Annotated in this window: 24 protein-coding genes; 10 read left to right on the forward strand and 14 right to left on the reverse strand. The window is 74.5% G+C overall.

Annotation, left to right across the window (positions count from 1 at the left end; genetic code table 11):
• The 4 genes from GFJ45_RS16750 to GFJ45_RS08050 all read left to right on the forward strand — a co-directional run.
• A partial coding sequence (locus GFJ45_RS16750) for a hypothetical protein (protein WP_228386701.1) occupies positions 1–199 on the forward strand: 199 nt, incomplete at its 5' end.
• Positions 160–792 carry a CobD/CbiB family cobalamin biosynthesis protein gene (locus GFJ45_RS08040; protein ID WP_267128854.1) on the forward strand — a complete coding sequence of 211 codons (633 nt, stop codon included), beginning with the start codon at positions 160–162 and terminating at the stop codon, positions 790–792. The genes GFJ45_RS16750 and GFJ45_RS08040, both read left to right, overlap by 40 nt.
• Positions 789–1,367 (forward strand): cob(I)yrinic acid a,c-diamide adenosyltransferase, encoded by a 579-nt coding sequence (cobO, locus tag GFJ45_RS08045; RefSeq protein WP_153395961.1) that lies wholly within the window; start codon positions 789–791, stop codon positions 1,365–1,367. Before GFJ45_RS08040 ends, cobO begins: the two co-directional genes overlap by 4 nt.
• Positions 1,351–2,451, forward strand: a complete 1,101-nt coding sequence (locus GFJ45_RS08050) for an aminotransferase class I/II-fold pyridoxal phosphate-dependent enzyme (RefSeq protein WP_228386693.1) — start codon at positions 1,351–1,353, stop codon at positions 2,449–2,451. Before cobO ends, GFJ45_RS08050 begins: the two co-directional genes overlap by 17 nt.
• Here GFJ45_RS08050 and GFJ45_RS08055 read toward each other — a convergent pair.
• From GFJ45_RS08055 to GFJ45_RS08085, 7 genes are all read right to left on the reverse strand, one after another.
• Positions 2,414–3,937, reverse strand: a complete 1,524-nt coding sequence (locus GFJ45_RS08055; protein WP_228386697.1) for a cobyric acid synthase — start codon at positions 3,935–3,937, stop codon at positions 2,414–2,416. The two genes, GFJ45_RS08050 and GFJ45_RS08055, sit on opposite strands and share 38 nt — an antisense overlap.
• Before the next feature lie 67 nt (positions 3,938–4,004).
• Positions 4,005–6,293 carry a catalase/peroxidase HPI gene (gene katG, locus GFJ45_RS08060; RefSeq protein ID WP_153395963.1) on the reverse strand — a complete coding sequence of 763 codons (2,289 nt, stop codon included), beginning with the start codon at positions 6,291–6,293 and terminating at the stop codon, positions 4,005–4,007.
• A gap of 34 nt (positions 6,294–6,327) precedes the next feature.
• Positions 6,328–6,768 (reverse strand): Fur family transcriptional regulator, encoded by a 441-nt coding sequence (locus tag GFJ45_RS08065; protein WP_153395999.1) that lies wholly within the window; start codon positions 6,766–6,768, stop codon positions 6,328–6,330.
• Positions 6,769–6,852: 84 nt separating this feature from the next.
• Positions 6,853–8,349, reverse strand: coding sequence for a UDP-N-acetylmuramoyl-L-alanyl-D-glutamate--2,6-diaminopimelate ligase (locus GFJ45_RS08070; protein ID WP_153395965.1), 1,497 nt, complete (start codon positions 8,347–8,349; stop codon positions 6,853–6,855).
• A 53-nt stretch (positions 8,350–8,402) separates the two neighbouring features.
• Positions 8,403–10,130, reverse strand: a complete 1,728-nt coding sequence (locus GFJ45_RS08075) for a glycoside hydrolase family 13 protein (protein WP_153395967.1) — start codon at positions 10,128–10,130, stop codon at positions 8,403–8,405.
• Positions 10,131–10,176: 46 nt separating this feature from the next.
• Positions 10,177–11,220, reverse strand: a complete 1,044-nt coding sequence (gene mgrA / locus GFJ45_RS08080; protein WP_153395969.1) for an L-glyceraldehyde 3-phosphate reductase — start codon at positions 11,218–11,220, stop codon at positions 10,177–10,179.
• A gap of 31 nt (positions 11,221–11,251) precedes the next feature.
• Complete coding sequence (locus tag GFJ45_RS08085; protein WP_153395971.1) at positions 11,252–12,262, reverse strand: aldo/keto reductase; 1,011 nt, start codon at positions 12,260–12,262, stop codon at positions 11,252–11,254.
• A gap of 81 nt (positions 12,263–12,343) precedes the next feature.
• On the opposite strand from GFJ45_RS08085, the gene GFJ45_RS08090 reads away from it, so the two are divergent.
• The 3 genes from GFJ45_RS08090 (at position 12,344) to GFJ45_RS16340 (ending at position 14,680) form a co-directional block, all read left to right on the forward strand.
• Positions 12,344–13,570 carry an MFS transporter gene (locus tag GFJ45_RS08090; protein WP_153395973.1) on the forward strand — a complete coding sequence of 409 codons (1,227 nt, stop codon included), beginning with the start codon at positions 12,344–12,346 and terminating at the stop codon, positions 13,568–13,570.
• A gap of 7 nt (positions 13,571–13,577) precedes the next feature.
• Positions 13,578–14,099: a PGPGW domain-containing protein gene (locus GFJ45_RS08095; protein ID WP_194288583.1), complete on the forward strand. Its 522-nt coding sequence runs from the start codon at positions 13,578–13,580 to the stop codon at positions 14,097–14,099.
• A 230-nt stretch (positions 14,100–14,329) separates the two neighbouring features.
• Positions 14,330–14,680 (forward strand): hypothetical protein, encoded by a 351-nt coding sequence (locus tag GFJ45_RS16340; RefSeq protein WP_194288582.1) that lies wholly within the window; start codon positions 14,330–14,332, stop codon positions 14,678–14,680.
• Positions 14,681–14,724: 44 nt separating this feature from the next.
• Here the strand turns inward: GFJ45_RS16340 and GFJ45_RS08105 are convergent, their stop codons facing one another.
• Positions 14,725–15,936, reverse strand: coding sequence for an ATP-binding protein (locus GFJ45_RS08105; protein ID WP_153395977.1), 1,212 nt, complete (start codon positions 15,934–15,936; stop codon positions 14,725–14,727).
• A 378-nt stretch (positions 15,937–16,314) separates the two neighbouring features.
• Here GFJ45_RS08105 and GFJ45_RS08110 point away from each other — a divergent pair, with 378 nt between their 5' ends.
• Positions 16,315–16,557: a putative acetyltransferase gene (locus GFJ45_RS08110; RefSeq protein ID WP_228386698.1), complete on the forward strand. Its 243-nt coding sequence runs from the start codon at positions 16,315–16,317 to the stop codon at positions 16,555–16,557.
• Between the two features lie 12 nt (positions 16,558–16,569).
• Here the strand turns inward: GFJ45_RS08110 and GFJ45_RS08115 are convergent, their stop codons facing one another.
• The 4 genes from GFJ45_RS08115 to GFJ45_RS08130 all read right to left on the reverse strand — a co-directional run bounded on the left by GFJ45_RS08115 (position 16,570) and on the right by GFJ45_RS08130 (position 20,446).
• Positions 16,570–16,899, reverse strand: coding sequence for a rhodanese-like domain-containing protein (locus GFJ45_RS08115; RefSeq protein WP_228386699.1), 330 nt, complete (start codon positions 16,897–16,899; stop codon positions 16,570–16,572).
• A gap of 79 nt (positions 16,900–16,978) precedes the next feature.
• Positions 16,979–17,839 carry an Fpg/Nei family DNA glycosylase gene (locus GFJ45_RS08120; protein ID WP_153395981.1) on the reverse strand — a complete coding sequence of 287 codons (861 nt, stop codon included), beginning with the start codon at positions 17,837–17,839 and terminating at the stop codon, positions 16,979–16,981.
• Positions 17,832–18,971 (reverse strand): App1 family protein, encoded by a 1,140-nt coding sequence (locus GFJ45_RS08125; protein WP_153395983.1) that lies wholly within the window; start codon positions 18,969–18,971, stop codon positions 17,832–17,834. The genes GFJ45_RS08120 and GFJ45_RS08125 overlap by 8 nt, the downstream gene beginning before the upstream one ends.
• Positions 18,972–19,018: 47 nt before the next feature.
• The gene (locus tag GFJ45_RS08130; RefSeq protein ID WP_153395985.1) at positions 19,019–20,446 is read right to left on the reverse strand and encodes a peptidoglycan-binding domain-containing protein; all 1,428 of its coding nucleotides are present in this window, start codon (positions 20,444–20,446) and stop codon (positions 19,019–19,021) included.
• A 624-nt stretch (positions 20,447–21,070) separates the two neighbouring features.
• Between GFJ45_RS08130 and GFJ45_RS08135 the strand changes: the two genes are divergently transcribed.
• Together GFJ45_RS08135 and GFJ45_RS08140 are read left to right on the forward strand one after the other, a co-directional pair.
• Positions 21,071–22,990 carry an amylo-alpha-1,6-glucosidase gene (locus GFJ45_RS08135; RefSeq protein WP_153395987.1) on the forward strand — a complete coding sequence of 640 codons (1,920 nt, stop codon included), beginning with the start codon at positions 21,071–21,073 and terminating at the stop codon, positions 22,988–22,990.
• A gap of 14 nt (positions 22,991–23,004) precedes the next feature.
• Positions 23,005–23,553 carry a gamma carbonic anhydrase family protein gene (locus tag GFJ45_RS08140; protein ID WP_153395989.1) on the forward strand — a complete coding sequence of 183 codons (549 nt, stop codon included), beginning with the start codon at positions 23,005–23,007 and terminating at the stop codon, positions 23,551–23,553.
• A gap of 10 nt (positions 23,554–23,563) precedes the next feature.
• Here GFJ45_RS08140 and GFJ45_RS08145 read toward each other — a convergent pair whose 3' ends face one another.
• Positions 23,564–24,862 (reverse strand): aspartate aminotransferase family protein, encoded by a 1,299-nt coding sequence (locus tag GFJ45_RS08145; protein WP_153395991.1) that lies wholly within the window; start codon positions 24,860–24,862, stop codon positions 23,564–23,566.
• A gap of 112 nt (positions 24,863–24,974) precedes the next feature.
• Positions 24,975–26,222: ATP-dependent DNA ligase (locus tag GFJ45_RS08150; RefSeq protein ID WP_153395993.1), on the reverse strand; the 1,248-nt coding region annotated here is incomplete at its 5' end.

The following is a 26,222-nucleotide window of genomic DNA, read 5'->3' on the forward strand; positions in this document are numbered from 1 at the left end:
CGCGGCCGGCACCGTGCAGGTGGTGTTCCAGATGGCGACCCGGCTCTACTACGAGGTCGACGGCCGGGTGCCGCCGCCGGGAGCACCGCAGCACGCCTCCCGGCGCCGGCCGGTGCCCTGCTGGGCGGGACCGTGCTGTGGACGCTGGGCTCGGGCAGGGTGCTGCTCACCGAGGTCGCCGCGGTGGAACGCGCGCTGACCCGGTCGCTGCCGGCGGGACGGGAGCGGCTCGCCCGCATCGTCAGCCGCGACCCGCGCCTGCTGACCGAGGCCGAGGTGCGGGCCTCGGCGCTGGAGTCGCTGGCGGAGAACCTGTCCGACTCCATCGTCGCGCCGCTGTTCTGGTACGTCGTGGGCGGGCTGCCGGCGGCCGCGGCCTACCGGCTGGTGAACACCGCGGACGCGATGTGGGGCTACCGCAGCCCGCGGTGGGAGCACGCCGGCAAGGTCGCCGCACGGGCCGACGACGTGCTGAACCTGCTGCCCGCCCGGCTGACCGCGGCGCTGCTGGCGCGAGGCCGGCCCCGGTGGCGGTCTGCGCTGTCCCGGGAGGCGCGCCGGACCCCGTCGCCGAACGGCGGCTGGCCGATGGCGGCGCTGGCGCTGACGCTCGACGTCCGGCTGACCAAGCCCGGCCACTACGCGCTCAACGACGCCGGCCGCGACCCCGGACCGGCGGACACCACCGCCGCGCTGCGGCTCGCGGCCCGCGCCGCCGCGACGGCCGTCCTGGTCGCGGCGGCCACCGAGCTCATCACCCGGCCCCCGACCCGACTCGAAGGAGCAGCATGAGCCCCACCCGCACCGAGGCCCTCCCGTCGCACGACCGGCCCCGCCCGCCCCGGCGGCACGTCCCCTCGGTCGTGCTCGTGAACACCGGTGACGGCAAGGGCAAGTCGACCGCCGCGTTCGGCACCGTCATGCGCGCCGTCGCCCGCGGCTGGCGGGTCGGCGTCGTGCAGTTCATGAAGTCCGGCCGGTACCGGACCGGGGAGGAGCAGGTGGCCCGGGACCTGGGCGTGGACTGGTGGACCATCGGCGACGGGTTCACCTGGGAGAGCGACGACCTGGGTCGCTCCGAGGCGATCGCCCGGTCCGCGTGGGAGCAGGCGGCCCACGTGCTCGCCGCCGGCGAGCACGACGTCGTGGTGCTGGACGAGGTCACCTACCCGGTCAACTACGGCTGGCTGGACGGTCACGAGGTGTGGGCCGCGGTCCGCGACCGCGCCCCGGCCACGAACGTCGTCTGCACCGGCCGGAACGCACCGGAGGAGCTCATCGCGCTGGCGGACACGGTGACCGAGATGCGCAACGTCAAGCACGCCTACCAGACCGGCGTACGGGCCCGCCGTGGCATCGACTTCTGAGGCACCCGCCGCAGGGACCGGGCCCGACGGGACCGCGGGACTGCACGACCACGGTGACCGGCAGGTGCCGCCCGGGGCCACCGACCTCGCCGTCAACGTGTGGCCAGGGCCACCGGCCTGGCTGGTGGACGAGCTGGCGGCCCTGGACCTGGCCGGCTACCCGGACACGTCGGCAGCGCGGGCGGTCGCCGCCGGCCGGCACGGGCTGTCGCCCGAGCAGTGCCTGCTCACCAACGGGGCGGCAGAGGCGTTCTGGGCCCTCGCCCACGCGCTGCGCCCGCGGCGCGCGGCCTGCGTGCACCCCTCCTTCACCGCCCCGGAGGCGGCGCTGCGCTCGACGGGCACCGAGGTCCGTCGCGTGCTGCGCCGCGCCCGTGACGACTTCGCACTGGACCCGGCCCACGTGCCCGAGGACGCCGACTTGCTGGTGCTGGGCCGCCCGGACAACCCGACCGGGCGGCTGGAACCGGTGGAGGTGGTGCGCGCGCTCACCCGGCCGGGCCGGGTCGTGGTCGTGGACGAGGCGTTCGCCGAGTTCCTCCCGGACGCGACCGGCGTCGCCGGAGCCGACCTGCCGGGCGTGCTGTCCGTGCGCAGCCTCACCAAGGTCTGGGGGCTGGCCGGGCTGCGGGTCGGCTACCTCACCGGAGCGGCCGACCTGGTCGCCCGGGTGGCCGGCGCGCTGCAGCCGTGGCCGGTGAGCACACCCGCGGCGCACGCCGTCGCCCGGCTGTGCCACCCGGACGCCGAGCCGGAGCGGGCGGTGCGAGCCGCCCGGGTCCAGGACGCTCGCGAGGCGCTGCTCGCCCGGCTCCGGGAGACGGGGCTGACGGCGCCGGAAGCGGGCCCGGCCAGCGACGGCGCGCCGCTGTCGGTCTGGCCCTCGCCGGCCAACTACGTGCTGCTCCGCGGGCCGCTGCCGGACCTGCGCGAGCGGCTGCTGGAGCACGGGCTCGCGGCACGGCGGTGCACGACGTTCCCGGGGCTGGACGGCCGCTACGTGCGGGTGGCGGTGCCGCTGCAGGAGGCGGTGCGCGAGCGGCTGGTCAGCGCGCTGCGGGAGCTGCTGCCAGGGCAGCGGTGAGGACGGGGAGCCCGGCGGGGACGCCACCGGTGACCAGCTCGCAGACGCGGTCCATGTTTAGGTGCTCCTCGACGAGGTCGCCGAGCCGGTCCAGCCGTGCCGTGCGGGCCCGCGCGAACGACACCCCGCCCGGGCGGAACCCCTCCCGGCCCACGTGCGAGGCGACCTCCCGCAGCAGCGCCGCGCGCAGCGCGTCGCCCTCCAGGCTGCCGTGCCACATGGTCCCGAGGACGGCGCCGTCCCGGACGCCCCCGAGGAAGGGCTCCCCGCGGGCGACGCGCACCCGCCCGTGGTGGATCTCGTAGCCGCTCGCCGGCGCCCCGAACGCGCTGCCGGTCGGCAGCCGCAGCACCTTCTCGGCCAGGAACGTCGTCGCCACGTCCAGCAGCCCCAGGCCCTCCGCCCTGGCGCCCGCAGGCCCCTCCACGCCGTCCCGGTCCTCGATCTGGCGGCCCAGCATCTGGTAGCCGCCGCACAGGCCGAGCACGGCGCCTCCGGCCCGGTGGTGGGCCAGCACGGCCTCGGCCAGCCCGCGTGCCCGCAACCACGCCAGGTCGGCCATCGTCGACCGGGTCCCGGGCAGCACGACCAGGTCCGCCGAGGCCAGCGCGCGGGGGGTGTCGGCGTAGCTCAGCTCGACGTCCGGCTCCAGGGCGAGGGCGTCCACGTCGGTGAAGTTGCTGATCCGGGGCAGCCGGACGACGGCGACCCGCAGCGACGTGCGCGGGTCGGCGCGCCGGTCGGTGTCGAGGTGCTCGATCGCGAGGGTGTCCTCGGAGTCCCACCACAGGTCCGGCGCCCAGGGCAGCACGCCGAGGACCGGCCGGCCGGTGAGGGACTCCAGCTGCCGCAGGCCGGGACGGAGCAGGCCCACGTCGCCCCGGAACTTGTTCACCACGAAGCCAGCGACCAGGGCCTGGTCCTGCGGTCCCAGCAGCGCCAGCGACCCGAACAGCGAGGCGAACACCCCGCCCCGGTCGATGTCCCCCACGACCACGGTCGGCATGGCGCCGTGCCGGGCCAGGCCGAGGTTGACGAAGTCACCGGAGCGCAGGTTGATCTCGGCCACACCGCCGGCGCCCTCGCACACCACCGCGTCGTAGCGGCGGCACAGGTCCTCGTACGCCGCGAACGCCGCCTCCCGCAGCCGCTCCCGGCCGCTGGCGAACTCCCCGGCCGCGAGCTGGCCGTGGGGCCGTCCCATGAGCACGACGTGACTGCGGTGGTCGCTCCCGGGCTTGAGCAGCACCGGGTTCATCGCGGCCTCCGGCTCGGCGCCGGCGGCGACCGCCTGCACCCACTGCGCCCGCCCGATCTCGGCGCCGTCGGCGGTGACCATGGAGTTGTTCGACATGTTCTGCGCCTTGAACGGCGCCACCCGCAGGCCCCGCCGCGCCAGCGCCCGGCACAGTCCGGTGGTCACCAGGGTCTTGCCCGCGTCCGAGGTCGCACCGGCCACCAGCAGCGCGCCCGCCCGTCTCCTCACGCCCGGCACACTAACGGGCCCGGTCGACGCGGGAGCGCGCCTGCCGGGCCCGTCAGCGAGCAGTGGCTCAGGCCAGGTCGAACCGGTCCAGCTCCATCACCTTGCCCCAGGCAGCGGCGAAGTCGCGGACGAGCTTCTCGCGGGCGTCCTCGCTGGCGTAGACCTCGGCGAGGGCGCGCAGCTCGGAGTTGGACCCGAAGACCAGGTCGACCGAGGTCGCGGTCCACCGGGTCTGACCGGTACCGATGTCCTGGACCTCGTAGACCCCCTCCTCGGACTGCGACTTCACCCAGCGCATCCCGGGCGAGAGCAGGTTGCCGAAGAAGTCGCCGGTGAGCACGCCGGGACGATCGGTGAGCACGCCGTGCGACGCGCCCCCGACGTTGGCCCCGAGCGCCCGCATGCCGCCGACCAGCACGGTCATCTCCGGGGCGGTCAGGTCCAGCAGGTAGGCCTTGTCGAGCAGCAGCTCCTCCGGGCGCACCTGGGCGTCCTCGGCCACCCAGTTGCGGAAGCCGTCGGCCTGTGACTCCAGGTACTGGAAGGACTCGACCTCGGTCTGGTCCTGGCTGGCATCGGTGCGGCCGGGCCGGAACGGCACGGTGACCTCCACGCCGGCGTCCCGGGCCGCCTGCTCGACAGCCGCGTTGCCGGCCAGCACGATGACGTCGGCCAGCGAGACCCGCTTGCCGCCGCTCTGGGCGTCGTTGAACTCCCGCTGCACCTGCTCGAGCACCTGTAGCACGTCCTCGACCTGGTCGGCCTGGTTCACCGCCCAGCTGCGCTGCGGCTCCAGCCGGATCCGGGCGCCGTTGACGCCGCCGCGGCGGTCGGTCTTGCGGTAGGTCGACGCGGCCGCCCAGGCGGTGCGCGCCAGCCGGGACACCGAGAGCCCGGAGTCGAGCAGCCGTGCCTTGAGGGCCGCGGCGTCCTGCTCGTCGATCAGCTCGTGGTCGACGGCAGGCACCGGGTCCTGCCACAGCTGCGGCTCGGGGACCCACGGGCCCAGGTACTGGTTGCCGACCGGCCCCATGTCACGGTGCAGCAGCTTGTACCAGGCCTTGCCGAACGCCTCGGCGAACTCGTCGGGGTTCTCGTAGAACCGGCGGGAGATCTTCTCGTAGGCCGGGTCGGACCGCAGCGCCAGGTCGGTGGTGAGCATGGTCGGCTTGTGCTTCTTCTCCGGGTCGTGGGCGTCCGGGATGATCTCCGGGGCGTCTGTGGCGACCCACTGCCAGCCACCGGCCGGGCTCTTGGTCAGCTCGTACTCGAACTCGAACAGGTTCGCGAAGAACCCGTTGCTCCACTGGGTCGGCGTGGCGGTCCAGGTGACCTCCAGGCCGCTGGTGATCGTGTCGGCACCCTTGCCGCTGCGGTAGCTGCTCAGCCAGCCCAGCCCCTGGTTCTCCAGCGGCGCCGCTTCCGGCTCCGGGCCGACGTGATCCTCGGCGGGCCCGGCCCCGTGGGTCTTGCCGAAGGTGTGGCCGCCGGCGATGAGCGCGACCGTCTCCTCGTCGTTCATCGCCATCCGCTTGAAGGTCTCCCGGATGTAGGCCGCCGCCCGCTGCGGGTCCGGGTTGCCCATTGGGCCCTCGGGGTTGACGTAGATCAGCCCCATCTCGGTCGACCCGACGCCGGGCAGCACGTCGCTCTCGTCGGTGTAGCGCTCGTCACCGAGCCAGGCGTCCTCGGGCCCCCAGAAGATCTGCTCGGGCTGCCAGACGTCCTCCCGGCCGAAGGCGAAGCCGAACGTCCGGAAGCCCATCGACTCCATCGCCACGTTGCCCGCCAGGACGAGCAGGTCGGCCCAGGAGATCTTCTGGCCGTACTTCTGCTTGACCGGCCACAGCAGCCGGCGGGCCTTGTCGAGGTTGGCGTTGTCCGGCCAGCTGTTCAGCGGCGCGAACCGCTGGCTGCCGTCGCTGGCCCCGCCTCGGCCGTCGTGCACCCGGTAGGTGCCGGCCGCGTGCCAGCTCATCCGGATCATCAACCCGCCGTAGTGGCCGAAGTCGGCCGGCCACCAGTCCTGGGAGGTGGTCAGCACCTCGACGATGTCCTGCTTAAGGGCCTCCACGTCGAGCTTCTGGAACTCCTCGCGGTAGCTGAAGCTCTCCCCCAGCGGGTCACGCCGGGGCGAGCGCGAGTCGAGCACGGAGAGGTCGAGCTGGTCCGGCCACCAGTCCTGGTTGGTCCGCGGCCGGTGCCCCTTGGGCTCCGGCGAGTCGATCGCGGGGTTCTCGCTCTCGCTGCCTTCCGGCTGCGTGACGCCCTCGTGGGCGATCGGGCAGCCGCCCTCCGGCTTCCGGTTCGCACCCTGGGCGTTGGGGTCGGCCGGGATGTTCTCGGTGTCGGTCATGGCTTCCTTCTGGCTCGGTGGTACTCGGACATGGTCAGGGCTGGTCGGTCGACACCCGGGATGGGCTGGCGCAGTCGGGGCACCGGCCCCAGTAGATGACCTCGGCCTCCTCCACGGTGAACCCGTGGTCGTCCGAGGCGGTGAGGCAGGGGGGCTGGCCGACGGCGCAGTCGACGTCGTCGATCCTGCCGCAGTCACGGCAGACCACGTGGTGGTGGTTGTCACCCACCCGGGCCTCGTAGCGGGCCACCGACCCCGCGGGCTGGATGCGCCGCACCAGCCCGGCGACGGTGAGCGCCCGGAGGACGTCGTACACCGCCTGGTGGGAGACCGTCGGCAGGTCGGCACGCACCCGCTGGATCACCGTGTCGGTGTCCGCGTGCGCGTGCTCGTGCACGGCGTCCAGCACGGCCAGCCGGGGGCCCGTCACCCGCAACGAGGCCCCCCGCAGCATGGCTCGGAAGTCCGGTGGCATGCGCTCGAGCATGACCCGTTTTCCTGAACGAGTCAAGACAATGGCGGCGCCGGCGTCGGTTGGCCGGTGCCGACGTCGGAAGCGTCAGGACCGGATACCTGCCCGCCGCGCGGCGAGGGCGTCGAGCGCCTGCTGCAGCTCGTTCCACGGGATGGTCTCGGTGTCCCGCTCCAGGGTCTCCTCCGGCCCCTTGCCAGCGAGCACGACGGTGTCCTCGGGTGCGGCCTCGGCGATGACGTGCCGGATCGCCTCCACCCGGTTGCCGATGCTGGTGTAGTTGCCCCGTCCGGTCCGGCTGGCGCCGCGCTCCATCTCCTCCAGGATGTCCCGCAGCGGGGTGTCCCGGTGGTCCTCCTCCGTGAACACCACCCGGTCGGCCAGCCGCGAGGCGACCTCGCCCAGCGGGGCACGCTTGGACGGGTCCCGCGGGCCGCCGGCCGAGCCCAGCACCACCCACAGCCGACCCTCCGTGGTGACCCGGACGGTCGCGAGCGCCTTCTCCAGGCTGGGGGCGGTGTGGGCGAAGTCGACGATGACCCGGGGGTCGCCCGCCTCCCGCTCGACCATCTCCATCCGGCCCGGCACGCCGGCGAAGGTCGCCAGCCCGGTCAGCAGCTGCTCCAGGCTCACCCCGGCGCGGTGCCCGGCGGCGAGCGCGGCGAGGGCGTTGTGCACGTTGAACCGGCCGATCATGGGCAGCACCGCGGCCGCCTCCCCCTCCGGGGAGTGCACGGTGAACCGCAGGTCGTCCGGACCCTCGGTGACGTCGGTGACCCACCAGTCGGCGTCCGCCGGCGAGCGGTGCTCCGCGCGATAGGTGGTGACCTGCCCGGCGCGGTCCAGCAGCCGCGGGGTCCACGCGTCGTCGAGGTTGAGCACGGCCTCCCGCGCCCGCTCGACCAGCTTGGCCTTGTCGGCGAAGTAGCCCTCCATGGAGCCGTGGAAGTCCAGGTGCTCCCCGGTCAGGTTCGTCCAGACGGCGATGTCGTAGTCGACGCCACGGACCCGGTCGAGCGCGAGCGCGTGGCTGGAGGTCTCCACAACCACGGCGCGGGCGCCGGCGTGCGCCATCTCCCGCAGGATCTGCTGCACCTGCGGGGCCTCCGGCGTGGTGAAGTGCGCCGGCGGCTGCCGCAGCACCCCGTCGGGCAGCTCGTACCCGATGGTGGACAGCAGCCCGGTCGGGATGCCCGCCGCCCGCAGCAGGTGCCGCAGCAGGCAGCTGGTGGTGGTCTTGCCGTCGGTGCCGGTCACCCCCAGCACGGTCAGCTCCCGGCTGGGGTGGCCGGCCAGCTCGGCCGCCGCGTCGGCCAGCGCCGGCCGGGCGGCCGGCACCGTCAGGTAGGGCACCGGGCAGTCGGCTCCCGCCGGCAGGCCCTCGCCGGCGGCGGCGACGGCGCCGGCCCCGACGGCCCGGGCGATGAAGTCGTGCCCGTCGAACCGGGTGCCGCGCACCGCGACGAACAGGTCACCCGGGCGCACCCAGTCGGCCTGGTGCGTCACGCCGGTGACGCCGGTGTCCGGGTCGGCTCCCTCCGGCAGCGGGGCCCCCAGGGCGGTGGCGAGGTCGACCAGTCTCATGGCGGTCAGAGTAGGCGCTCGGGGCCCGCTCGCTGGCGCGACGCAGCGGTGGGTCAGCCGCGGTCCAGGTAGACCCGCGCCTCCCAGGGCTGCAGCGGCAGCGGCGCCGTGCTGCCGTCCGCGGGGGTGCCTGCGCCGCTACCGGGCTGGCCGGTGAGGTTGCCGAGCACCAGCTCACCGCTCGGCGCGACGTCGGCCGCCACCGGCTCGCCGCTGAGGTTCACCACGACCAGCAGCCGGGTGCCTCCGAGCCGCCGCTCGTAGGCGTACACCCGCTCGTGGTCGGGCAGCAGCATCGTGAAGTCACCGTGGGCGACGACCGGCTCCCGGTGCCGGAGCTCGATCAGCGCCCGGTAGTGGTGGAAGACCGAGGAGGGGTCGTCGTACTGGACGGCCGCGTTGAGCCAGCCGTGGTTGGGGTTGACCGCGATCCACGGCTCGCCGGTGGTGAAGCCGGCGTGCTCGGAGGCGTCCCACTGCACGGGCGTGCGCGCGTTGTCCCGGCCCATCGCCCGGATCCCGGCAAGCACGTCCTGCTGCTCCATGCCGGCCTCGACCGCGTGCCGCAGGTGGTTGAGCGACTCGACGTCGCGCAGGTCCTCGGGCGTGGCCAGGGCGGCGTTGGTCATCCCCAGCTCCTCGCCCTGGTAGACGTAGGGCGTGCCGCGGTGCAGTTGCAGCACGGTGGCCCAGGCGGTCGCCGACTCCCGCCAGTAGCGGTCCTCGTCGCCGAACCGGGAGACCACCCGCGGCTGGTCGTGGTTGCACCAGTAGAGGCTGTTCCAGCCGACCTCGCCCAGCCGCTGCTGCCACCGGTCCAGCGACGCCTTGAGGGCGGGCAGGTCCAGCGGCTGCGGGTCGAACTTGCCGCCGGGACCGTGGTCGAGCCGGACGTGCTCGAACTGGAACACCATGTCCAGCTCCTGCCGGGCCGGGTCGGTGAACAGCACCGCCTCCTCCCACGTCACCCCGGGCATCTCACCGACGGTCAGCAGGTCGCGGTCACGCCCCTCGAAGACCTCGCGGTGCATCTCCTGCAGGAACTCGTGGACGCGTGGCCCGCAGATGAAGTGCGGGAACCCGTCGCCCAGCCCGTCGTCGCCGGGCACGCCGTCGGGCAGCGCCGGGTCCTTGGAGATCATGTTGATGACGTCCATCCGGAAGCCGTCCACACCCCGGTCCAGCCACCAGCGCATCATCGCGTAGATCGCGTGCCGGACCTCGGGGTTCTCCCAGTTGAGGTCCGGCTGCTTGGTGTCGAACAGGTGCAGGTAGTACTCACCGGTCGCCTCGTCCAGCTGCCAGGTGGGCCCGGAGAACAGCGACCGCCAGTTGGTCGGCTCGGCGCCCGGCTCGCCCGGCGCGAACCCTTCCCGCGGCGGCCGCCACCAGTACCAGTCCCGCTTCGGGCTGTCGGGGCCGGACCGGGACTCCACGAACCACGGGTGCTCGTCGGAGGTGTGGTTGACCACCAGGTCCATGACCAGCTTGATGCCCCGGGCGTGCAGCGCCGCCACCAGCTCCTCGAAGTCGGCCATCGTCCCGAACGTCGGGTCGATCGACCGGTAGTCGCTGATGTCGTAGCCGTTGTCGGCCTGCGGCGAGGCGTAGATCGGTGACAGCCACACCACGTCGACCCCGAGCCGCTCCAGGTGGTCCAGCCGGGACAGGATGCCCGGCAGGTCACCGATCCCGTCGCCGTCGGAGTCGGCGAAGCTGCGCGGGTAGACCTGGTAGACCACGGCCGAGCGCCACCAGGGGGCGTCCTGCTCCTGACTCATCCGGTGCTCCTCGGGTCGGGTGAGGGGACGGCTGGCTGTGCGGCCGCTACTGCTCGGAGCTGCGGGCCCACAGGTTGATGCCGGAGTCGACGGCGTGCCGGTCGATGCGCGCCAGCTCCTCGTCGGTGAAGCCGGTGGTGCCGAGCGCGTCGAGGTTGTCGTCGAGCTGGCGGACGCTGCTGGCGCCGACGAGGACCGAGGTGACCCGCTCGTCCCGCAGCGCCCAGGCGAGCGCCAGCTGGGCTAGGCTCTGTCCGCGCTCCCGCGCCAGGTCGTTCAGGGCGCGCACGTGCGCCAGCGCCTCCTCGGTCAGCAGCGCCGGGTCCAGCGACTTGCCCTGCGCGGCCCGCGACCCCTCCGGGACGCCGCCCAGGTACTTGTCGGTGAGCATGCCCTGGGCCAGCGGGGAGAACGCGATCGACCCGACGCCCTCCTGGCCCAGCACGTCCAGCAGCCCGTCCTCGATCCAGCGGTTGAGCATCGAGTAGGACGGCTGGTGGATCAGCAGCGGCGTGCCGAGCTCGCGCAGGATCCGCACCGCCTCCCGGGTTCGCTCCGGGCCGTAGCTGGAGATCCCGACGTAGAGCGCCTTGCCCTGCCGGACGGCCGAGTCCAGTGCCCCCATCGTCTCCTCCAGCGGCGTCGTGGGGTCGAACCGGTGGCTGTAGAAGATGTCGACGTAGTCCAGTCCCATCCGCTGCAGGGACTGGTCGAGGGAGGCCAGCAGGTACTTGCGGGAGCCGCCGCCCTGCCCGTACGGGCCCGGCCACATGTCGTAGCCGGCCTTGGTGGAGATGACCAGCTCGTCCCGGTAGCGGCGCAGGTCCTGGGCGTAGACGGTGCCGAAGTTGCGCTCGGCCGACCCGTACGGCGGGCCGTAGTTGTTGGCCAGGTCGAAGTGCGTCACGCCCCGGTCGAAGGCCCGGCGCAGGATGGCCCGCTGCCGCTCCAGCGGCACGTCGTCGCCGAAGTTGTGCCACAGCCCGAGCGAGATGGCCGGCAGGTCCAGGCCGCTGCGCCCGCAGCGGCGGTAGGTCATCTGGTCGTAGCGGTCCCGGGCGGCCTGGTAGTCGTCGGCGTGGAGGGTCATGGCCTCATCCTGCCGTCCGGCGCGGCGGCGCTCACCATCGGCCGTGCACAGCCTGCCGGAAGTAGGCGTCGTAGAGCCGCTCGACGCCGTCCAGCAGCTCCGGCGCCAGCGCCGGGAGCCGGCCCGCGGTGGCGTTGCGCCGGGCCTGCTCGGGGTCGCGGGCGCCGGGGATGACGGTGCTGACCCCGGGCTGCTGGGCGACCCAGGCCACCGCGACCTGCGCGGGCGTGGCCCCCTCCGGCCCCCACTGCGCCGCCATCGCCGAGAACTTGCGTGCCGCCTCCACACCGGTGGTGTAGTCGACGCCGGAGAAGGTCTCTCCGACGTCGAAGGCCTCGCCGTGCCGGTTGAAGGTGCGGTGGTCGTCGTCGCTGAAGGTGGTCGACTCGTCGTAGCGGCCGGACAGCAGCCCGGAGGCGAGCGGCACCCGGGCGATGACGCCGACGCCGGCCTCGCGCGCGGCGGGGAGCACCTCCTGCACCGGTCGGAGCCGGAAGGCGTTGAGGATGATCTGGACGGTGGCGACGTGCGGGCGGGCGATCGCGGCGAGCGCCTGCTCGACGGTCTCCACGCTGACGCCGTACGCAGCGACCGCGCCCTCGTCGACAAGAGCGTCCAGGGCGTCGTAGGTGGCGTCGTCGGTGACGGTGGCCGTCGGCGGGCAGTGCAGCTGCACCAGGTCCAGGGTGTCGACGCCGAGGTTGCGCCGGGAGCGGTCGGTCCAGGCACGGAAGTTTTCGAGGGTGTAGCTCTCCGGCTGCTGCGGCGCCCGGCGACCCATCTTGGTGGCCACCGTCAGCCCGTCACCGCCCCGCTGCCGCAGGAACCGCCCGATGAGCTGCTCGCTGCGGCCGTCGCCGTACACGTCCGCGGTGTCGACGAAGGTCCCGCCGGCGTCCACGGCGGCCGCCAGCACGGCGAGGGCGTCCTCCTCCGGCACCTGTCCCCAGTTCCCGCCGAGCTGCCAGGTTCCCAGCCCGACGAGGGAGACGTGGCGGCCGCTCCGGCCGAGGGTGCGCTGCTCGAGAGGCGCGGTGCTCATGCCGCCGAGGCTACCGGGGGCGGAACAGCCCCGGCGGGTCCGGCGTTGCTCCCGCCGGAGGCCGACGTGCTGAGGAGGGTGATGAGGGCAGCGGGGAGGACGGCGCCGGAGGCCGCGCCGGAGCGGTTACCGGGCGAGATCTGGGTCCTGGTCGCCGCCGCCTTCGTCATCGCGGTGGGGTACGGCCTGGTCTCACCGGTCCTGCCCGCCTACGCCCGCAGCTTCGACGTCGGGGTGGCGGCCGCCTCGCTGGTCGTCTCGGCGTTCGCGGCGTTCCGGCTGCTGTTCGCCCCCGCGGGCGGCGCCCTGGTCTCCCGGTTCGGCGAGCGTCCGATCTACCTCACCGGGCTGCTCATCGTGGCCGCCTCCTCGCTGGCCACCGCCTTCGCGGGCTCCTACCCGCAGCTGCTTCTGTTCCGCGGCGCCGGCGGCATCGGCTCCATCATGTTCACCGTCTCGTCGATGGCGCTGCTGGTGCGGCTGGCGCCGCCCGGGATGCGCGGCCGGGTCTCCTCGGCGTACGCCAGCAGCTTTCTCATCGGCGGCATGCTCGGACCGGTGCTGGGTGGCGCCCTGGCGAGCCTGGGGATGCGGGTGCCGTTCGCGGTGTACGCGGCGGCGCTGGTGCTGGCTGCCGGCGTGGTGGCGACCCGGCTGTCCGGGGCCCGGCTCCGGCCGGCACCGGACGAGGCGCCGCGCCCGGCGATGGGGACCCGGGAGGCGTGGCTGCAGCCGGCCTACCGGGCCGCGGTGGTGTCGGCCTTCGCCAACGGCTGGGCGAACTTCGGCGTCCGGGTCGCGGTGCTTCCCCAGCTCGCGGTGGCGGTGCACGACGAGACCTGGGTGGCAGGGACCGCGCTCGCCCTCGCCGCGGTGGGCACCGCCGCCTCGCTGCAGGTCGGCGGCCGGTGGGCCGACCGGTGGGGTCGCCGCCCGCTCGTGCTCGCGGGCCTGGTGGTGACCGCGGTCGGGCTGGGGCTGCTCGGGCTGAGCGACTCGCTCCTGGTGCTGCTGGTGCTCAGCGCCGTCTCCGGTCTGGGAGCGGGGCTGGTGAACCCCGCCCAGCAGGCGGCCGTCGCCGACGTGATCGGCCGGGACCGGCGCGGCGGTCCGGTGCTGGCGACCTACCAGATGGCACAGGACTTCGGGGCGATCCTCGGGCCGGTCCTGGTGGGCCTGGTGGCCGATGCCGCCGGGTACGGCTGGGCGTTCGGGCTCACCGCCGCGGTCGCGCTGCTCGCCGCGCTGCCCTGGCTCGGCGTGCCGCCCGGCGCGCGGACGGCGGCCCCCGCCGCCCAGCAGGCATGATGGGGCCGTGGGTGTGCGCGACCGGTTAGCAGGGGAGGTCTGGCACACGATCCGCAAGACCGTGGGCTGGCTGCTCGTGGCCGCGGGGATCGCTGGGCTGGTGCTGCCCGGTCCCGGCCTGCTCCCGCTCGTGGCCGGGCTGGCGGTGCTGGCCCGGCACTACCGCTGGGCACAGCGGCTCCTGACCCCGGTGCGACACGCCGCCTGGCGGGCCGCGGCCGAGGGGGTGCTGTCGCCCTGGCGGCTGACCGGCAGCCTCCTCAGCACCTGCGCGATGGCCACGCTGGGGGTGGTGTGGGTGCTGCAGCCGCCGGTCGCCGGGTGGTGGCCGCTGCCCGCGAGCTGGTGGCTGCCCGGTGGCTGGCTCGTCGGGGCCGGACTGCTGCTCTCGGCGGCGTTCGCGCTGGCACTGCTGGCCTACAGCTGGCACGCGGTGCAGCTGGCGCGCCGCGGCGGCCCGCCGGTGCCCGGCGTCCGCATCGAACCGGAGGTGGGCCCCGCGGGGCACCGTGACCGCGACCCCGGCTGACCCCCATGGTGAGGCAGCCGGACGGGGCCGCCTGGTCGCTGGCTGACCTGCGCGGACGCGCCGTCATCGGTGGCCCTCGACACCGCCGCGGGGATGTAGAATGGAGGTGGGCCGCCCCCCTGTCCGCGGGGCGGTTCCGTCACGTGGCCCACGCCCCACTCCGTCGCCCGACCCGGGTGCGGGGCGTGCCACCGCACCCGACCCACTGCTTGTTCCGCCGAGAGATGCCCATGTTGTTGCTCCCCACCCCCGTCTGGGTCCTGCTGACTGTCGCCACCGGTCTGGTGCTGCTGGTGGTCGAACCGACCGGGTCGGTGCGCACCATCGGTGTCTCCGCGCTGGCCCTGATGACGCTCGCGGGCATCACCGCCGGCCTGCTCGAGGCCCAGCGCGGCCCGGAGGGGGAGCCGGAGGACACCGCCGGCCCGCTCGCCGAGGACCGGCCCGCTCCGGGAGGCCGCCGCACCGAGGCCGGTCCGCTCGCGGCCGCTGCGCCGGCTGCCGACTCCCCGGCCGCGGCCGCGCTGCCGGCGGGCCCGGAGCCGGCACCGCCTGAGGGGCCCGTCCAGCTCGCGTCCTAGCCGTCGGCCCCTGCCCGGCCGTTCCGGTGGCCCAGCTCTGCGCGTCAGCTCTGCGCGCGCAGGTAGCGGCCGAAGTGCGGCACGGTGAAGGCGATGCGCCCGCGCTCGCCGGAGTAGATCAGCCCCTTCTTCAGCAGCGAGTCCCGTGCGGGCGAGAGCGACTGCGGCTTGCGCGCCAGGTGCCGCGCCACGTCGGCCGTCGCGACCGACTCCACCTCGTCGGCGGGGCCGCCGTCGCCGGCGAGCGCCTGCGCGCCCAGGTCCGCCATGGCCCGCAGGTACTCCCGCTCGCCGGGCGTCGCACGCTCGTACCGGCTCCCGAAGAAGCCCACCGCCAGCTCGCTCTCCGCCTCCGGGGCCGCCACCGCGACGTCCTCGGCGGTGATCGGGGACGCCGGTGCCAGGTCCCAGACCGCCTTGCCGTAGGCCTGGATGAAGTACGGGTAGCCGCCGGTCGCGGCGTACATCGCGGTGAGCGCGTCCGGGCTGAACTCCGCGTCCTCCTCCTTGGCCGGCGCCTGCAGCGCCCGCTCGGCCTCGCCCCGGTCCAGCCGGTCGATCCGGTTGTACCGGAACAGCCGTTCCGAGTAGGACTTGCTGGCCGACAGCACCGCGGGTAGGTGCGGCAGCCCTGCCCCTACCACGATGACCGGCAGCGCCGACTGGCTCAGCTCGTGGCACGCGGCGCACAGCGCGGAGACGTCCTCCGGCCCGAGGTCCTGCATCTCGTCGACGAACACCGCCACGCCCCGGCCGACGTCGGCCGCCAGCCCACCCACGTCGGTGAGCAGCTCCACCAGGTCGATCTCGATGTCGCCGGAGTCGGCGCGGCCGCTGACTGCGGGGGCGTCGATGCCGGGGTTCCACCGGTCTCGCAGCTTGGCGCCGGTCTGCTCCCGCTGCGCGAAGGCCTTGATGACCCCGAGGACGTGGTCGAGCTCCTCACCCCTCGGGTGGCCCAGCTCGCGGACGGCCACGTGCAGCGCACTGGCCAGCGGCCGGCGCAGCGACTGGTCGGGTCGTGCCTCGAGCTTGCCCGTCCCCCACCGGCTCCTGACTGCGGTGGAGCGCAGCGCGTTGAGCAGCACGGTCTTGCCGACGCCACGCAGGCCGGTGAGCACCACCGAGCGCTCCGGGCGGCCGCGGGAGATCCGCTCGAGCACGACGGCGAAGGTCTCCAGCTGCTCGTCGCGGCCCGCCAGCTCCGGGGGGCGCTGGCCGGCACCGGGGGCGTAGGGGTTCCGGATGGGGTCCACGATCGCAGCGTATGCGGCTCTCTAGCCGACCCGGCAGATTTGACCAGACCGCACCAGCCGTGTCGCGCGCGGGCGGCCGGGTGAGCCCGCCGCTACCGGTCGCCCCGGATGTCTGCCGGCAGCTCCTCACCCAGCGATGGACCCCTCGGCACCGGTGGTCGCACAGGCGGGAACGATCCACCACTCGCGCGGGTCGTCCACCGGGATCACGCCGCTCGGCGTCAACCACCCCCCACTCGCGCGGGTCGCCCACCGGGCCGCTTGGCCTCGATCATCGAGTCTTGCGCTGTCTAGCCTCACCCCGAGACACAGCCAGATGACGGTAGCCGCTGGGTCGTCCCACGCGCACCGGCCCACTGCAGTTGGCAGACTGGACCGGTGCCGCTGCCCCCTGACCGCGTCCTCCCCGGGGTCCCCGAGGGGACCCGGGTGGTGGTGCGCTACCTGATCGAGGGAGGCGAGCGTGCGACGGACGCCCTGGGCGAGCTGGTGGCCCGCCGTCAGGACGCGTTCGTGGTGCGGACCCGGCAGGGCGACGTGACCGTCCCGTCGGACGCGGTCGTCGCGGCCAAGCCGGTGCCTCCCCCGCCACCGCGCCGGCGGTCCCGCCGGCACGAGTGAGAGCGCGGCCACTCAGATGACGGTGGGCTCGTTCCCGGCCTCGGCGCGGAGCGGCTTGCCGGCGCCGGCCCAGGCCCGCATGCCGCCGTCGACGTTCACCACGTCGAACCCCTGCCGCTGCAGCCACTGGACCGCGCGCCCGGACCGCCCGCCGCTGCGGCACACCACGGGCAGCGGCTCGTCGGTCTCCGGGAGCTCACCGAGCCGGGAGGGCACCTCCCCCATCGGCACGTGCACCGCCCCGGGCGCGTGCCCGGCATCCCACTCGTCCTGCTCGCGCACGTCCAGCAGCACCGCGTCGTCGGCGAGGTCGTTCACGCTCGTCTCGGGGACATCGCTCATAGGCCCCATCCTCGCACCGGCGCCGCCGCCTGCCGCCGGCAGCCCGCTGCGAGCGGCCGAGCTCCGCAGGCCGGTGGCCTCACCTGAGCAGCCGGGACATCCGCCGGTCGGCCAGCAGCTTGCCGCCGGTCTGGCAGGTGGGGCAGTACTGCAGCGAGGAGTCGGCGAAGCTGACCTCCCGGACGGTGTCGTCGCACACCGGGCAGGCCTCGCCGGTGCGGCCGTGGACGGCCATCCCGGCCCGCTTGGCGTCCTTGAGCTCGGCCGCGGGGCGGCCGGCGGCCGTCGCGACCGCCTCCTCGAGCACCTCCTGCAGCGCCCGGTAGAGCCGGTCCACCTCCTCCGTCCCCAGGGATGCGGCCAGCGCGAACGGCGACAGCCGGGCCCGGTGCAGGATCTCGTCGGAGTAGGCGTTGCCCACCCCGGCCAGCACGCTCTGGTCCCGCAGCAGGCCCTTGAGCTGGGTGCGCTTGCCCGCCAGCAGCGCGGCGAAGGCGTCCCGGTCGAAGTCGTCGCTCAGCGGGTCGGGGCCGAGGGAGGCGATGCCGGGCACCTCGGTGGGGTCGCCGACGAGGTAGACCGCCAGGCTCTTGCGGGTCCCGGCCTCGGTGAGGTCGAACCCGGACCCGTCGTCCAGCCGGACCCGCAGCGCGATCGGCGACCGGCCCGGCCGCACCTGGCGCGTGGCGAGCTCCTCCGACCAGCGCAGCCAGCCGGCACGGGCCAGGTGGAAGACCAGGTGCGTGCCGTCGACGTCCAGGTCCAGGAACTTGCCGTGCCGGCGGGCGTCGTCGACCGGCCGGCCCACCAGGGCGTCCGGGGGCGGGTCGAACGTCTTGAGGACCGCGATCGAGCCCAGCTCGACGTCGGTGACCACCCGGCCGACCGCGCGGGAGGCGAGGAAGTCGACCAGCGCCTGCACCTCTGGCAGCTCAGGCACGCTCGACCTCCTGCCGGCCGCCGCCGGTGCGGTGCCCGCGTAGCCGCCGGGTCGTCCGGCGGGCGTGGTGCAGCAGCTGGTGGAGCGTGAAGCCGTCCGGGGCCCGCAGCATCGGCACGCCGCCGTGCCGCTTGCCGAGCAGCTCGTCGGTCGCGACCGGCAACCCGTGGGAGAGCACCTGTTGGGCGGGGGTCAGCTGCCGGATGGCGACCGCCTCGATCGCGTCGGGGTGCTGCTCGCTGAACTCCCCGTAGATGCCCGGGTCGTGCTGCCCGTCGTCGCCCACCAGGATCCACCGCATCCCCGGCAGATCCTCCAGCAGCCGGTGCAGCTCGGCCTTCTTGTGCTCCTGGCCGCTGCGGAACCAGCCGGTGTTGGTGGGTCCCCAGTCGGTGAGCAGCAGCGGCCCGACGGGGTAGTCGTGCCGGCGCAGGAACCGGGTGAGGGTGGGCGCGGTGTTCCACGCCCCGGTGGACAGGTAGAAGATCGGCATGCCGTCCCGCTCGGAGAGCAGCGCCCGGTAGAGGGCAGCCATCCCCGGGACGGCCTCGCGGGCGTGCTCGGAGCGCACGAAGGTGTTCCAGCCGGCGATGAGCGGCCGAGGCAGGTGGGTGATCATCACGGTGTCGTCGATGTCGCTGACCACCCCGGTGCCGACGCTGGGGTCGATGATCCACACTGCGGCACCTACGGTGGCGCCGTCCCCCGTCGTCAGCCGGGCGCGGTGCCACCCCGGTTCCAGGCCGTGGCCGGTGACCACCACGTCGACGAAACCGCCCCGGTCGGTCGTCACCTCCATCGACGCCGAGCCCAGCTCGACCCGCAGCGGGGCGTCCGCGGCCGGGGCGGTCAGGAAGGCGCGCCACCCCCGCTGGGTGGTCTCCGCGTCCTCCAGCTCGGCCTCGGGCGCGGTCGCATCGGCGGCGGCCCCGCCGGCGTCCTCGGCCTGCTCGGACTCCTCCGGCCCCGGGCGGGTCAGCAGCACCCGGGCCAGGACGCGCGCGTGCCCGGGGGTGCCGTAGCCGGTGTACCCCAGCACCCGCTCGCGCCAGCCGATGCGGCGCAGCAACGACTCGACCCGCGCGAAGACCGCGTCCTCGAGGACCGCAGCGATGTGCGGACGCCCAGCCATGGTCGTCAGCGTAGTAGCGTCGCCCGCCACCGGGCCGCGCGACGCCCTCAGACCTGGTCGCGGACCCGGCTCGGGCCGGGCCCGTCGGACTCCTCGTCACCGGCGATCGCCGACACCAGCGGGGCGGCCTTCTCCATGGCGATCCAGGTGTCGGGGTCGACCACTCCGGTGGTCTCCAGGTCGGCCTCCTGCTGCACCTCGCGCACCGCCTGCTCGGTGATCGGACCGAAGATGCCGTCGGCCTCGACCCCGAGCACGCGCTGCAGCACCGCCACGGCAGCGCCGCGGTCGCCGTGCTCCAGCGCGATGTCCCGGTAGGGCAGGGTCGGGTGGTCGCGCAGCTCCAGCAGGTGCCAGGCCAGCGTCGAGACCTCCTCGGACTCCAGCAGCAGCGGGTGGGCAGCGGTCAGCTCGGCGACCGCCTCGGCGGTGACCGGACCGAACACCCCGTCAGTCTCCAGGCCGAGCGCCTGCTGCAGCCGTTCCACGGCCGGCCCTCGGTCGCCCTCGGCCAGCCGGAGCCGCTTGTGCCGGGTGTACGGAGTGCGCTGGTGCTCGGCGTAGGCCACCGCGCGCGCCGCCTCGGAGGCGGCGAGGCCGGCCGGCGGGCACGGCTCGTACCGGGGGGCCCGCGGGCTGGCGGCGGGCTGCCCGGAGGCCCCGGGGCACGGCCCCAGGTCGGGCTCGACCACGGCCACGCCGGTCCACCAGGAGGTGCGCATCATCGCCCCGTCCCAGGTGAAGGAGAAGTGCACGTGGTCGGTGTGCGGGCTCTGCCCCACGTAGTGCTGCCAGCCGCGGCCGTCGTTGTGCCAGACCCGCTGGTTCCAGATGATCGACTGCAGCCCGAACCGGCGCGCCATCTCACCGTCGTCGGCGGTCAGCCAGCTGACGACCGCGTCGCCGATGCGGCGGTCGTGCGGGTGGTAGGCGTTCAGCTGCCAGTCCACGGCCCGGCCGTCGTAGTGCTCCGAGCGCTGGGCGATGCAGGGCCGGGAGGTGGTGAAGCCCGGGCGACCGTAGTGGCCGCCCACCAGGACACCGAAGGCTTCCAGCCCGGGCCGGTCGACCGGGTCGCAGACCAGGTTCGGCTGCCAGGCGGGCGCGACGTCGATCTTCTCGGGGAGGCCGCGGCTCTTCGGGGGGCCGGGGACCGGGTAGGCCGGGTCGTCCGGCAGCGTCTGCAGCGGCGCGGGGCCGGTGGCACGCCCGCCGTAGGAGGAGGAGCCGGCCGGCCACGGCGGCGGGCTTGCGCCGCCCTGACCCGGTCCCTCGTCCGGGTCTCCACCCGAGGAGCCGGACCGGTCCTCGCCCGCCGCGCTGCCGTCTCCCTGGTCCGTCGAGGCGGCCGGGTCCTGGTCGCCCTCGGTTGGCTGCTCCTGCTGGGACGCGCCGGCCCCGTCGGAGGCCTGGTCGTCCTGGGTCTGTGCCGCCGCGACCGGCGGCGGGTCCTCCTGTCCAGCGGCCGGCGCCATCGGCAGCAGCGCCAGCAGCAGCGTCGCAGGGAGGATGACCAGCCTCCGCCTGTGGCCGGTGACGCCGACCAGCTGTCTCCCCCTGTGCCGAGCGGGTCTCCCCGCCGCGGCGCCCCCGGCAACGTGCACGGCGTCCCCTTCTCAAACTTCGGTGTGGCGTCCCTGACTGGGTGTCTCGGGGTCCGCAGACTATGACTGTACGGCTGCCACCCCTCCTGCCGCCAGACTTCTGACAAAGTTCGTACCCGCAGGTCAGCGGCTTATGGCACTGACGGTGTGACGGGAGTGGCTCAAGGGGCCAAAGTGGCTGGTGTGGCGACGTGCGACCGCCGCGACGGTCGGAGGCTTGCGGGAAACGTGAGGAACCTCACGACCTTACCGTTGCTCGGCGCCCAGGTTGGCGCCGTGGGTGAGGGAGCGCTGGACGACCACGAACACCGGGGCCGGGCGAATCGTCATGAGCAGCGCCGCCGCCATGGTGATGATGAAGTGCGCCAGCTCGTTCCGGGGCGCAATGGAAGCTGCGGATCGTGATGGTGATCAGCGCCGGGTCCCGCGCGACACTGTCAGGGGCCGCCCAGGCGCTCGCTGACAGGGGCGGGCGGGCCGGTGAGGAGGAGCCAGGTGACAGAGCCGGACAGCCAGCAGCCCTGGCTGCACGAGTGGCAGATCGCGGTCGACGGGCCGGCGACGACGCTGGCCGACCGCGGCGGCGACATCGGTGCCCCGGGAACCGGGCTGCTCGTGGACGACCGGCGGGTGCTGTCGCGGTGGCGGCTCACCCTGGACGGGCACCCGGTGCAGCCGGTGGCCGCCTCCAGCGAGGGGGCGGTCAGCCAGTTCTGGGCGGCAGCGCGGCACCTGGGTGCGGCCGGCCCCGACCCGACCGTGGAGGTGCTGCGGCGCCGGGAGGTCACGCCCACCGGCATCGTGGAGCGGCTGCAGCTGCGCTCGCGCGCCGACCGGCCGCTCCGGACCGAGGTGGCGCTCGCGGTCGCCGGGGACGGCGCCGACATCGCCGCGGTGAAGGCCGGGAGGGCAGCAGGTCCCGCGCTGCCGGTCACCGGCGAGCGCGAGCTGTCCTGGCGGGACGAGCGGCACCGGACGGTGGTGCACGCCACGCCGTCCCCGCACCAGACCAGCACGCTGACCGGTGAGGGTGCCCGGTTGGTCTGGCAGCTCTCGGTGCCCCCGCGCGGCAGCGCCGAGATCATGCTGCGCGTGGCGGCCACCCGGTCCTCCGGTACCGACTTCGACGCGGGCGGCGGCGCGGCGGGCGCCGGCTGGGACGCCGGCTCCCTCGCCGACCGGGTGCAGGACCCGACGCTCGCCCGGACCCTCGCGACCAACCTGGCGGACCTGCGCCACCTGCTGCTGACCGACCCGCTGGCGCCGGCCGACCGGTTCGCGGCCGCGGGATCGCCCTGGTACCTCACCCTCTTCGGCCGCGACTCGCTCTGGGTGGCCCGCATGATGCTGCCGCTGACGACCGAGCTCGCCGGCGGCACGCTCCGGGCGCTGGCGCGCCGCCAGGGCCAGGCGGACGACCCGCGTCGTGCGGAGCAGCCGGGCAAGATCCTGCACGAGGTGCGCCGGAGCGGCTACGACGGCACCGGCCTGCGGCTTCCCGCGCTCTACTACGGCACGGTGGACGCCACCCCGTTGTGGGTCGTGCTCCTCGGGGAGGCCCACGCCGCGGGGCTGCCCGCGGACCAGGTCCGTGCGCTGCTTCCGAACCTGCGGGCGGCGCTGGGCTGGATGGAGCGGGCCGTCCGGGAGAGCCCCGACGGCTTCCTGCGCTACGTCGACGAGACCGGGTCCGGGCTGGCCAACCAGGGCTGGAAGGACTCCGGTGACAGCATGCGCCGGGCCGACGGCAGCCTGGCCCCGGCCCCGATCGCGCTCCTGGAGGCGCAGGCCTACGCGGTGCAGGCCGCCCTGGTCGCGGCCGACCTGCTGGCGGCGCTGGGCGAGGGCGAGCCGGACGAGCGGGCTCGGTGGCGGTCCTGGGCCGCGGACCTGGCCGGCCGGACCCGGGAGGCGTTCTGGGTGGAGCGCGGCGAGGACCGCTACCTGGCGATGGCCCTCGACGCCCAGAGCCGGCCGGTGGACGGCGTCGGCAGCAACATGGGCCACGTGCTGGGCACCGGGCTGCTGCCGCCGGCCGAGGCGCGCGAGGTCGCCGACCGGCTGCTGCAGCCGGACCTGCTGGGGCCGTTCGGTATCGGGACGCTGTCCCGGGAGAACCCTGCCTACAACCCGATGGGCTACCACTCCGGCTCGGTCTGGACCCACGACACCGCCATCGCCCTGCTGGGGATGCTGCGGGAGGGCCTGGACGAGCACGCGCGGACGGTGGCGGCGCGGCTGCTGCGGCTGGCGACGGCCACGGAGTTCCGCTTCCCCGAGCTGGTCGGCGGGGAGCCGGTCGGCGCGGCGGCGGTCCCCTACCCGGCCTCCTGCCGGCCGCAGGCCTGGTCCGCCGCTTCGGCAGCCGTCGTGACCCTGGCGCTCGCGCCCGAGGCGCTGCGGGGTGCTGCCTGACTAGCATCACCAGCATGGGCGGCATCGACCCGACGGCGTGGGTGGCACCCAGCGCGGTGGTCACCGGAGACGTCACGATCGGGGCGCGGTCCCGGGTGCTGCACGGGGCCGTGCTGAACGGGGACCTGGGCCCGGTGGCCATCGGGGCGGACGTGCTCGTCATGGAGCAGTCCCTGCTGCGGGGCCGGTCCGACCATCCCCTCCGGGTCGGGGACGCGGTCCTCATCGGGCCCCACAGCCACCTCAACGGCACCGTCGTCGAGGACGAGGTCTTCGTCGCCACCGGGGTCTCCATGTTTCCCGGCTCCCGCGCCCGCAGCGGCTGCGAGCTGCGCATCAACAGTGTCCTGCACGTCAACTCGGTGCTGGCGCCGGGCAGCGTCCTCCCCATCGGGTGGATCGCAGCCGGGGACCCGGCGCAGCTGTTCTCCCCCGACCGCCATGACGAGCTGTGGGCGGTGCAGGAGCAGCTCGACTTCCCCGGCACGGTGTACGGCGTTCCCCGGGGAACCCCCATGCGGGAGCTGATGCGCCGGCAGTGCGCCCGCTACGGGCCCGGGTAGCGGCGGGCGGTCAGCTGGCCGTCTCGACTGCGTCGGCCAGCGCGGCGAGCGCCTCGTCGGCCTCCGCTTCCGTCACCGTCAGGGGCGGGGCGATGCGCAGCACGTTGCCGTAGAGCCCGCCCTTGCCGACCAGCAGGCCGCGCTCGCGAGCGGCCTCGAGCACGCGGGTGGCCGCCGCCGGGGCCGGGGCCCCGTCCTCGGCCGGCTCGACGAGCTCGACGCCGAGCATCAGCCCCTTGCCCCGGACGTCACCGACGACGGGGTGCCGGTGGGCGAGCTCGGTCAGCCCTTCCCGCAGCCGACGACCCACCCGGGCGGCGTTGCCCTGCAGGCCCAGCGTCTCCACCTGGTCCAGCACCGCCGCAGCGCCCGCGGTGGCCAGCGGGTTGCCCCCGAACGTCGAGATGGAGCTGGCCTGCAGCGAGTCCATTACCTCGGCGCGCGCGACCACGCCGCCGATGGCCAGGCCGTTGCCCAGCCCCTTGGCGAAGGTGAGCGCGTCCGGCACGACCCCGTGGGCCTGGTAGCCCCAGAAGTGCTCGCCGGTGCGGCCCCAGCCGGTCTGCACCTCGTCGGAGACGAACAGGATGCCGTGCTCGTCCAGGACCGACTTCAGGGCGCCGTAGAACCCGTCCGGCGGGGTCGCGAACCCGCCGACGCCCTGGATCGGCTCCGCGACCAGACAGGCCACGTCACCACTGGTGGTGGTGGCCAGCACCTCCCGCAGGTCCTGGGCGTAGGCAGCGTTGTACTCCTCGTCGGGAAGGTGCCGCAGCGGGCTGCGGTACCGGTACGCGCCGCCGAGGTAGCTGGTCTGCACCGGGGACAGGCTGCTGGCCGACCAGCCGCGGTTGCCCGTGATACCGACGGTGGCGAAGGCCCGGCCGTGGTAGCTGTTGCGCATCGCCAGCACCTGGTTGCTGCGCCGGTACTGGGACGCCAGCAGCAGCGCCGCCTCGTTCGCCTCGGTGCCCGAGCTGGTGAAGAAGACCCGGGCGTCGGGGATGCCGGAGCGCTCGGCGATCCGCTCGGCGAGCTCGACCTGCTGCCGGATCAGGTACAGCGTGGAGGTGTGCAGCACCCCGGTGCCCAGCTGCTTCTCCAGCGCCGCCCGCACCGCCGGGTCGTCGTAACCCAGCATCGTGGTGAGGATGCCGGCGAAGAAGTCCAGGTACTCCCGGCCCTCGCCGTCGCGCACCCGGCGCCCGGATCCCGAGGCGATCTCGATCGGCTGCTCGTAGTACAGCGCCAGCCACGAGGGCATGACCGCCCGGTGCCGCTCCAGCAGGGCCTGGTGCGTGTGTCCCATGTGCGCTCCTCCCCGTGTGACCACGGTTGCCTCGGCTCCTCGCGAGCCTGGACGGGTCCAGCGTGCGCGGCGCGGCTCGACGTGTCCAGCAAGGCGCGGCCGCGACCGGCGATCACCGGTCGGTGGGTCCGCCGAGGCGGCGCACCTGCTGCACGGTGTCGACCTCCTCGACCGGCTTGTCGTCGCGGTACCGCAGCACCCGCGCGAACCGCAGCGCGACCCCGCCGGGGTAACGGCGGGAGGCCTGGACGCCGTCGAACGCGATCTCCACCACCTGCTCGGGCCGCACGTGCACCACGTGCCCCTCGCGGCCGGTCTCCAGCGCCAGGAACCGCTCGGTCTGCCACTGCAGCATCCGGTCGGTCATCCCCTTGAAGGTCTTGCCAAGCATGACCAGCTCGCCGGTGTTCTCGTCCCGCGCGCCGAGGTGGATGTTGGACAGCCAGCCCCGGCGGCGGCCGCTGCCCCACTCGACCGCGAGCACGACCAGGTCCACGGTGTGCCGGGGCTTGACCTTGATCCAGCCGGCCCCGCGCCGGCCCGCCGCGTACGGCGCGGCCAGGTCCTTGACCACGACTCCTTCGTGCCCCTCGGCGATCCTGTCGGCCGCGAACCGCTCGGCCTCCTCCGGCCGGTCGGTCACGGTGCGCGGCACCAGCTGACCGGGCGCGAGCGCGGCGAGCCGGTCCCACCGGTCGGCGGCCGGCAGGTCCACCAGGTCGTGGCCCTCGTGCTGCAGCAGGTCGAACAGGAAGGTGGTCAGCGGCACCTCCGCCCGCAGCCGGTCGGGGTCGGCGCTGCTGGCGGTGCGCGCACCGGTCACCTGGAACGGGTGCGGGCGCCCGTCCCGCGCCAGCGCCACGACCTCACCGTCCAGCACGCAGTCACCACCGGGCAGGCCGGCGACCACCTCGACCACCTCGGGGAGGCGATCGGTCACCTCCTCCAGGCTCCGGGTGAACAGCGAGACCTCCCCGCCGGCGCGGTGGGCCTGCACCCGGATGCCGTCCAGCTTGCTCTCCACCGCCACCGGGCCCTCGACGCGCGCGACCGCCTCGGTCACCGTCGGTGCCGCGGCCGCGAGCATCGGGCGTAGCGGCCGGCCCACCTGCAGCCGGACCGCCGCGAGCGCCTCCTCACCGCCGACGAGGGCGGCCCGTGCCACCGGTCCGGGGAATCCGGCGAGCATCACCGCCCGCCGGACGGCGGCCTCCGGGACGCCGGCGGCCTCCGCGATCGCCTTGAGCACCACCCCGTCGCCGGCGCCCTGGCGCACCTCCCCGGTGAGCAGTCCCCGCAGCCACTGCTGCTCCGGCGCGGTCGCGCGCGTCAGCAGCCGCCGGAGCTGCTCGGCCAGATC

Source organism: Ornithinicoccus halotolerans (genome assembly GCF_009602535.1).
In the GTDB taxonomy this organism is placed as follows: Bacteria; Actinomycetota; Actinomycetes; order Actinomycetales; family Dermatophilaceae; genus Ornithinicoccus; species Ornithinicoccus halotolerans.

Excerpts from the sequence above, each read along its gene's own strand:
- cobO (WP_153395961.1), top strand. The coding sequence starts at position 789 with ATGAGCCCCACCCGCACCGAGGCCCTCCCGTCGCACGACCGGCCCCGC.
- katG (WP_153395963.1), bottom strand. The coding sequence starts at position 6,293 with ATGACCGACACCGAGAACATCCCGGCCGACCCCAACGCCCAGGGTGCG.
- GFJ45_RS08065 (WP_153395999.1), bottom strand. The coding sequence starts at position 6,768 with ATGCCACCGGACTTCCGAGCCATGCTGCGGGGGGCCTCGTTGCGGGTG.
- GFJ45_RS08070 (WP_153395965.1), bottom strand. The coding sequence starts at position 8,349 with ATGAGACTGGTCGACCTCGCCACCGCCCTGGGGGCCCCGCTGCCGGAG.
- GFJ45_RS08075 (WP_153395967.1), bottom strand. The coding sequence starts at position 10,130 with ATGAGTCAGGAGCAGGACGCCCCCTGGTGGCGCTCGGCCGTGGTCTAC.
- mgrA (WP_153395969.1), bottom strand. The coding sequence starts at position 11,220 with ATGACCCTCCACGCCGACGACTACCAGGCCGCCCGGGACCGCTACGAC.
- GFJ45_RS08085 (WP_153395971.1), bottom strand. The coding sequence starts at position 12,262 with ATGAGCACCGCGCCTCTCGAGCAGCGCACCCTCGGCCGGAGCGGCCGC.
- GFJ45_RS08090 (WP_153395973.1), top strand. The coding sequence starts at position 12,344 with ATGAGGGCAGCGGGGAGGACGGCGCCGGAGGCCGCGCCGGAGCGGTTA.
- GFJ45_RS16340 (WP_194288582.1), top strand. The coding sequence starts at position 14,330 with ATGTTGTTGCTCCCCACCCCCGTCTGGGTCCTGCTGACTGTCGCCACC.
- GFJ45_RS08115 (WP_228386699.1), bottom strand. The coding sequence starts at position 16,899 with ATGAGCGATGTCCCCGAGACGAGCGTGAACGACCTCGCCGACGACGCG.
- GFJ45_RS08125 (WP_153395983.1), bottom strand. The coding sequence starts at position 18,971 with ATGGCTGGGCGTCCGCACATCGCTGCGGTCCTCGAGGACGCGGTCTTC.
- GFJ45_RS08130 (WP_153395985.1), bottom strand. The coding sequence starts at position 20,446 with ATGGCGCCGGCCGCTGGACAGGAGGACCCGCCGCCGGTCGCGGCGGCA.
- GFJ45_RS08140 (WP_153395989.1), top strand. The coding sequence starts at position 23,005 with ATGGGCGGCATCGACCCGACGGCGTGGGTGGCACCCAGCGCGGTGGTC.
- GFJ45_RS08145 (WP_153395991.1), bottom strand. The coding sequence starts at position 24,862 with ATGGGACACACGCACCAGGCCCTGCTGGAGCGGCACCGGGCGGTCATG.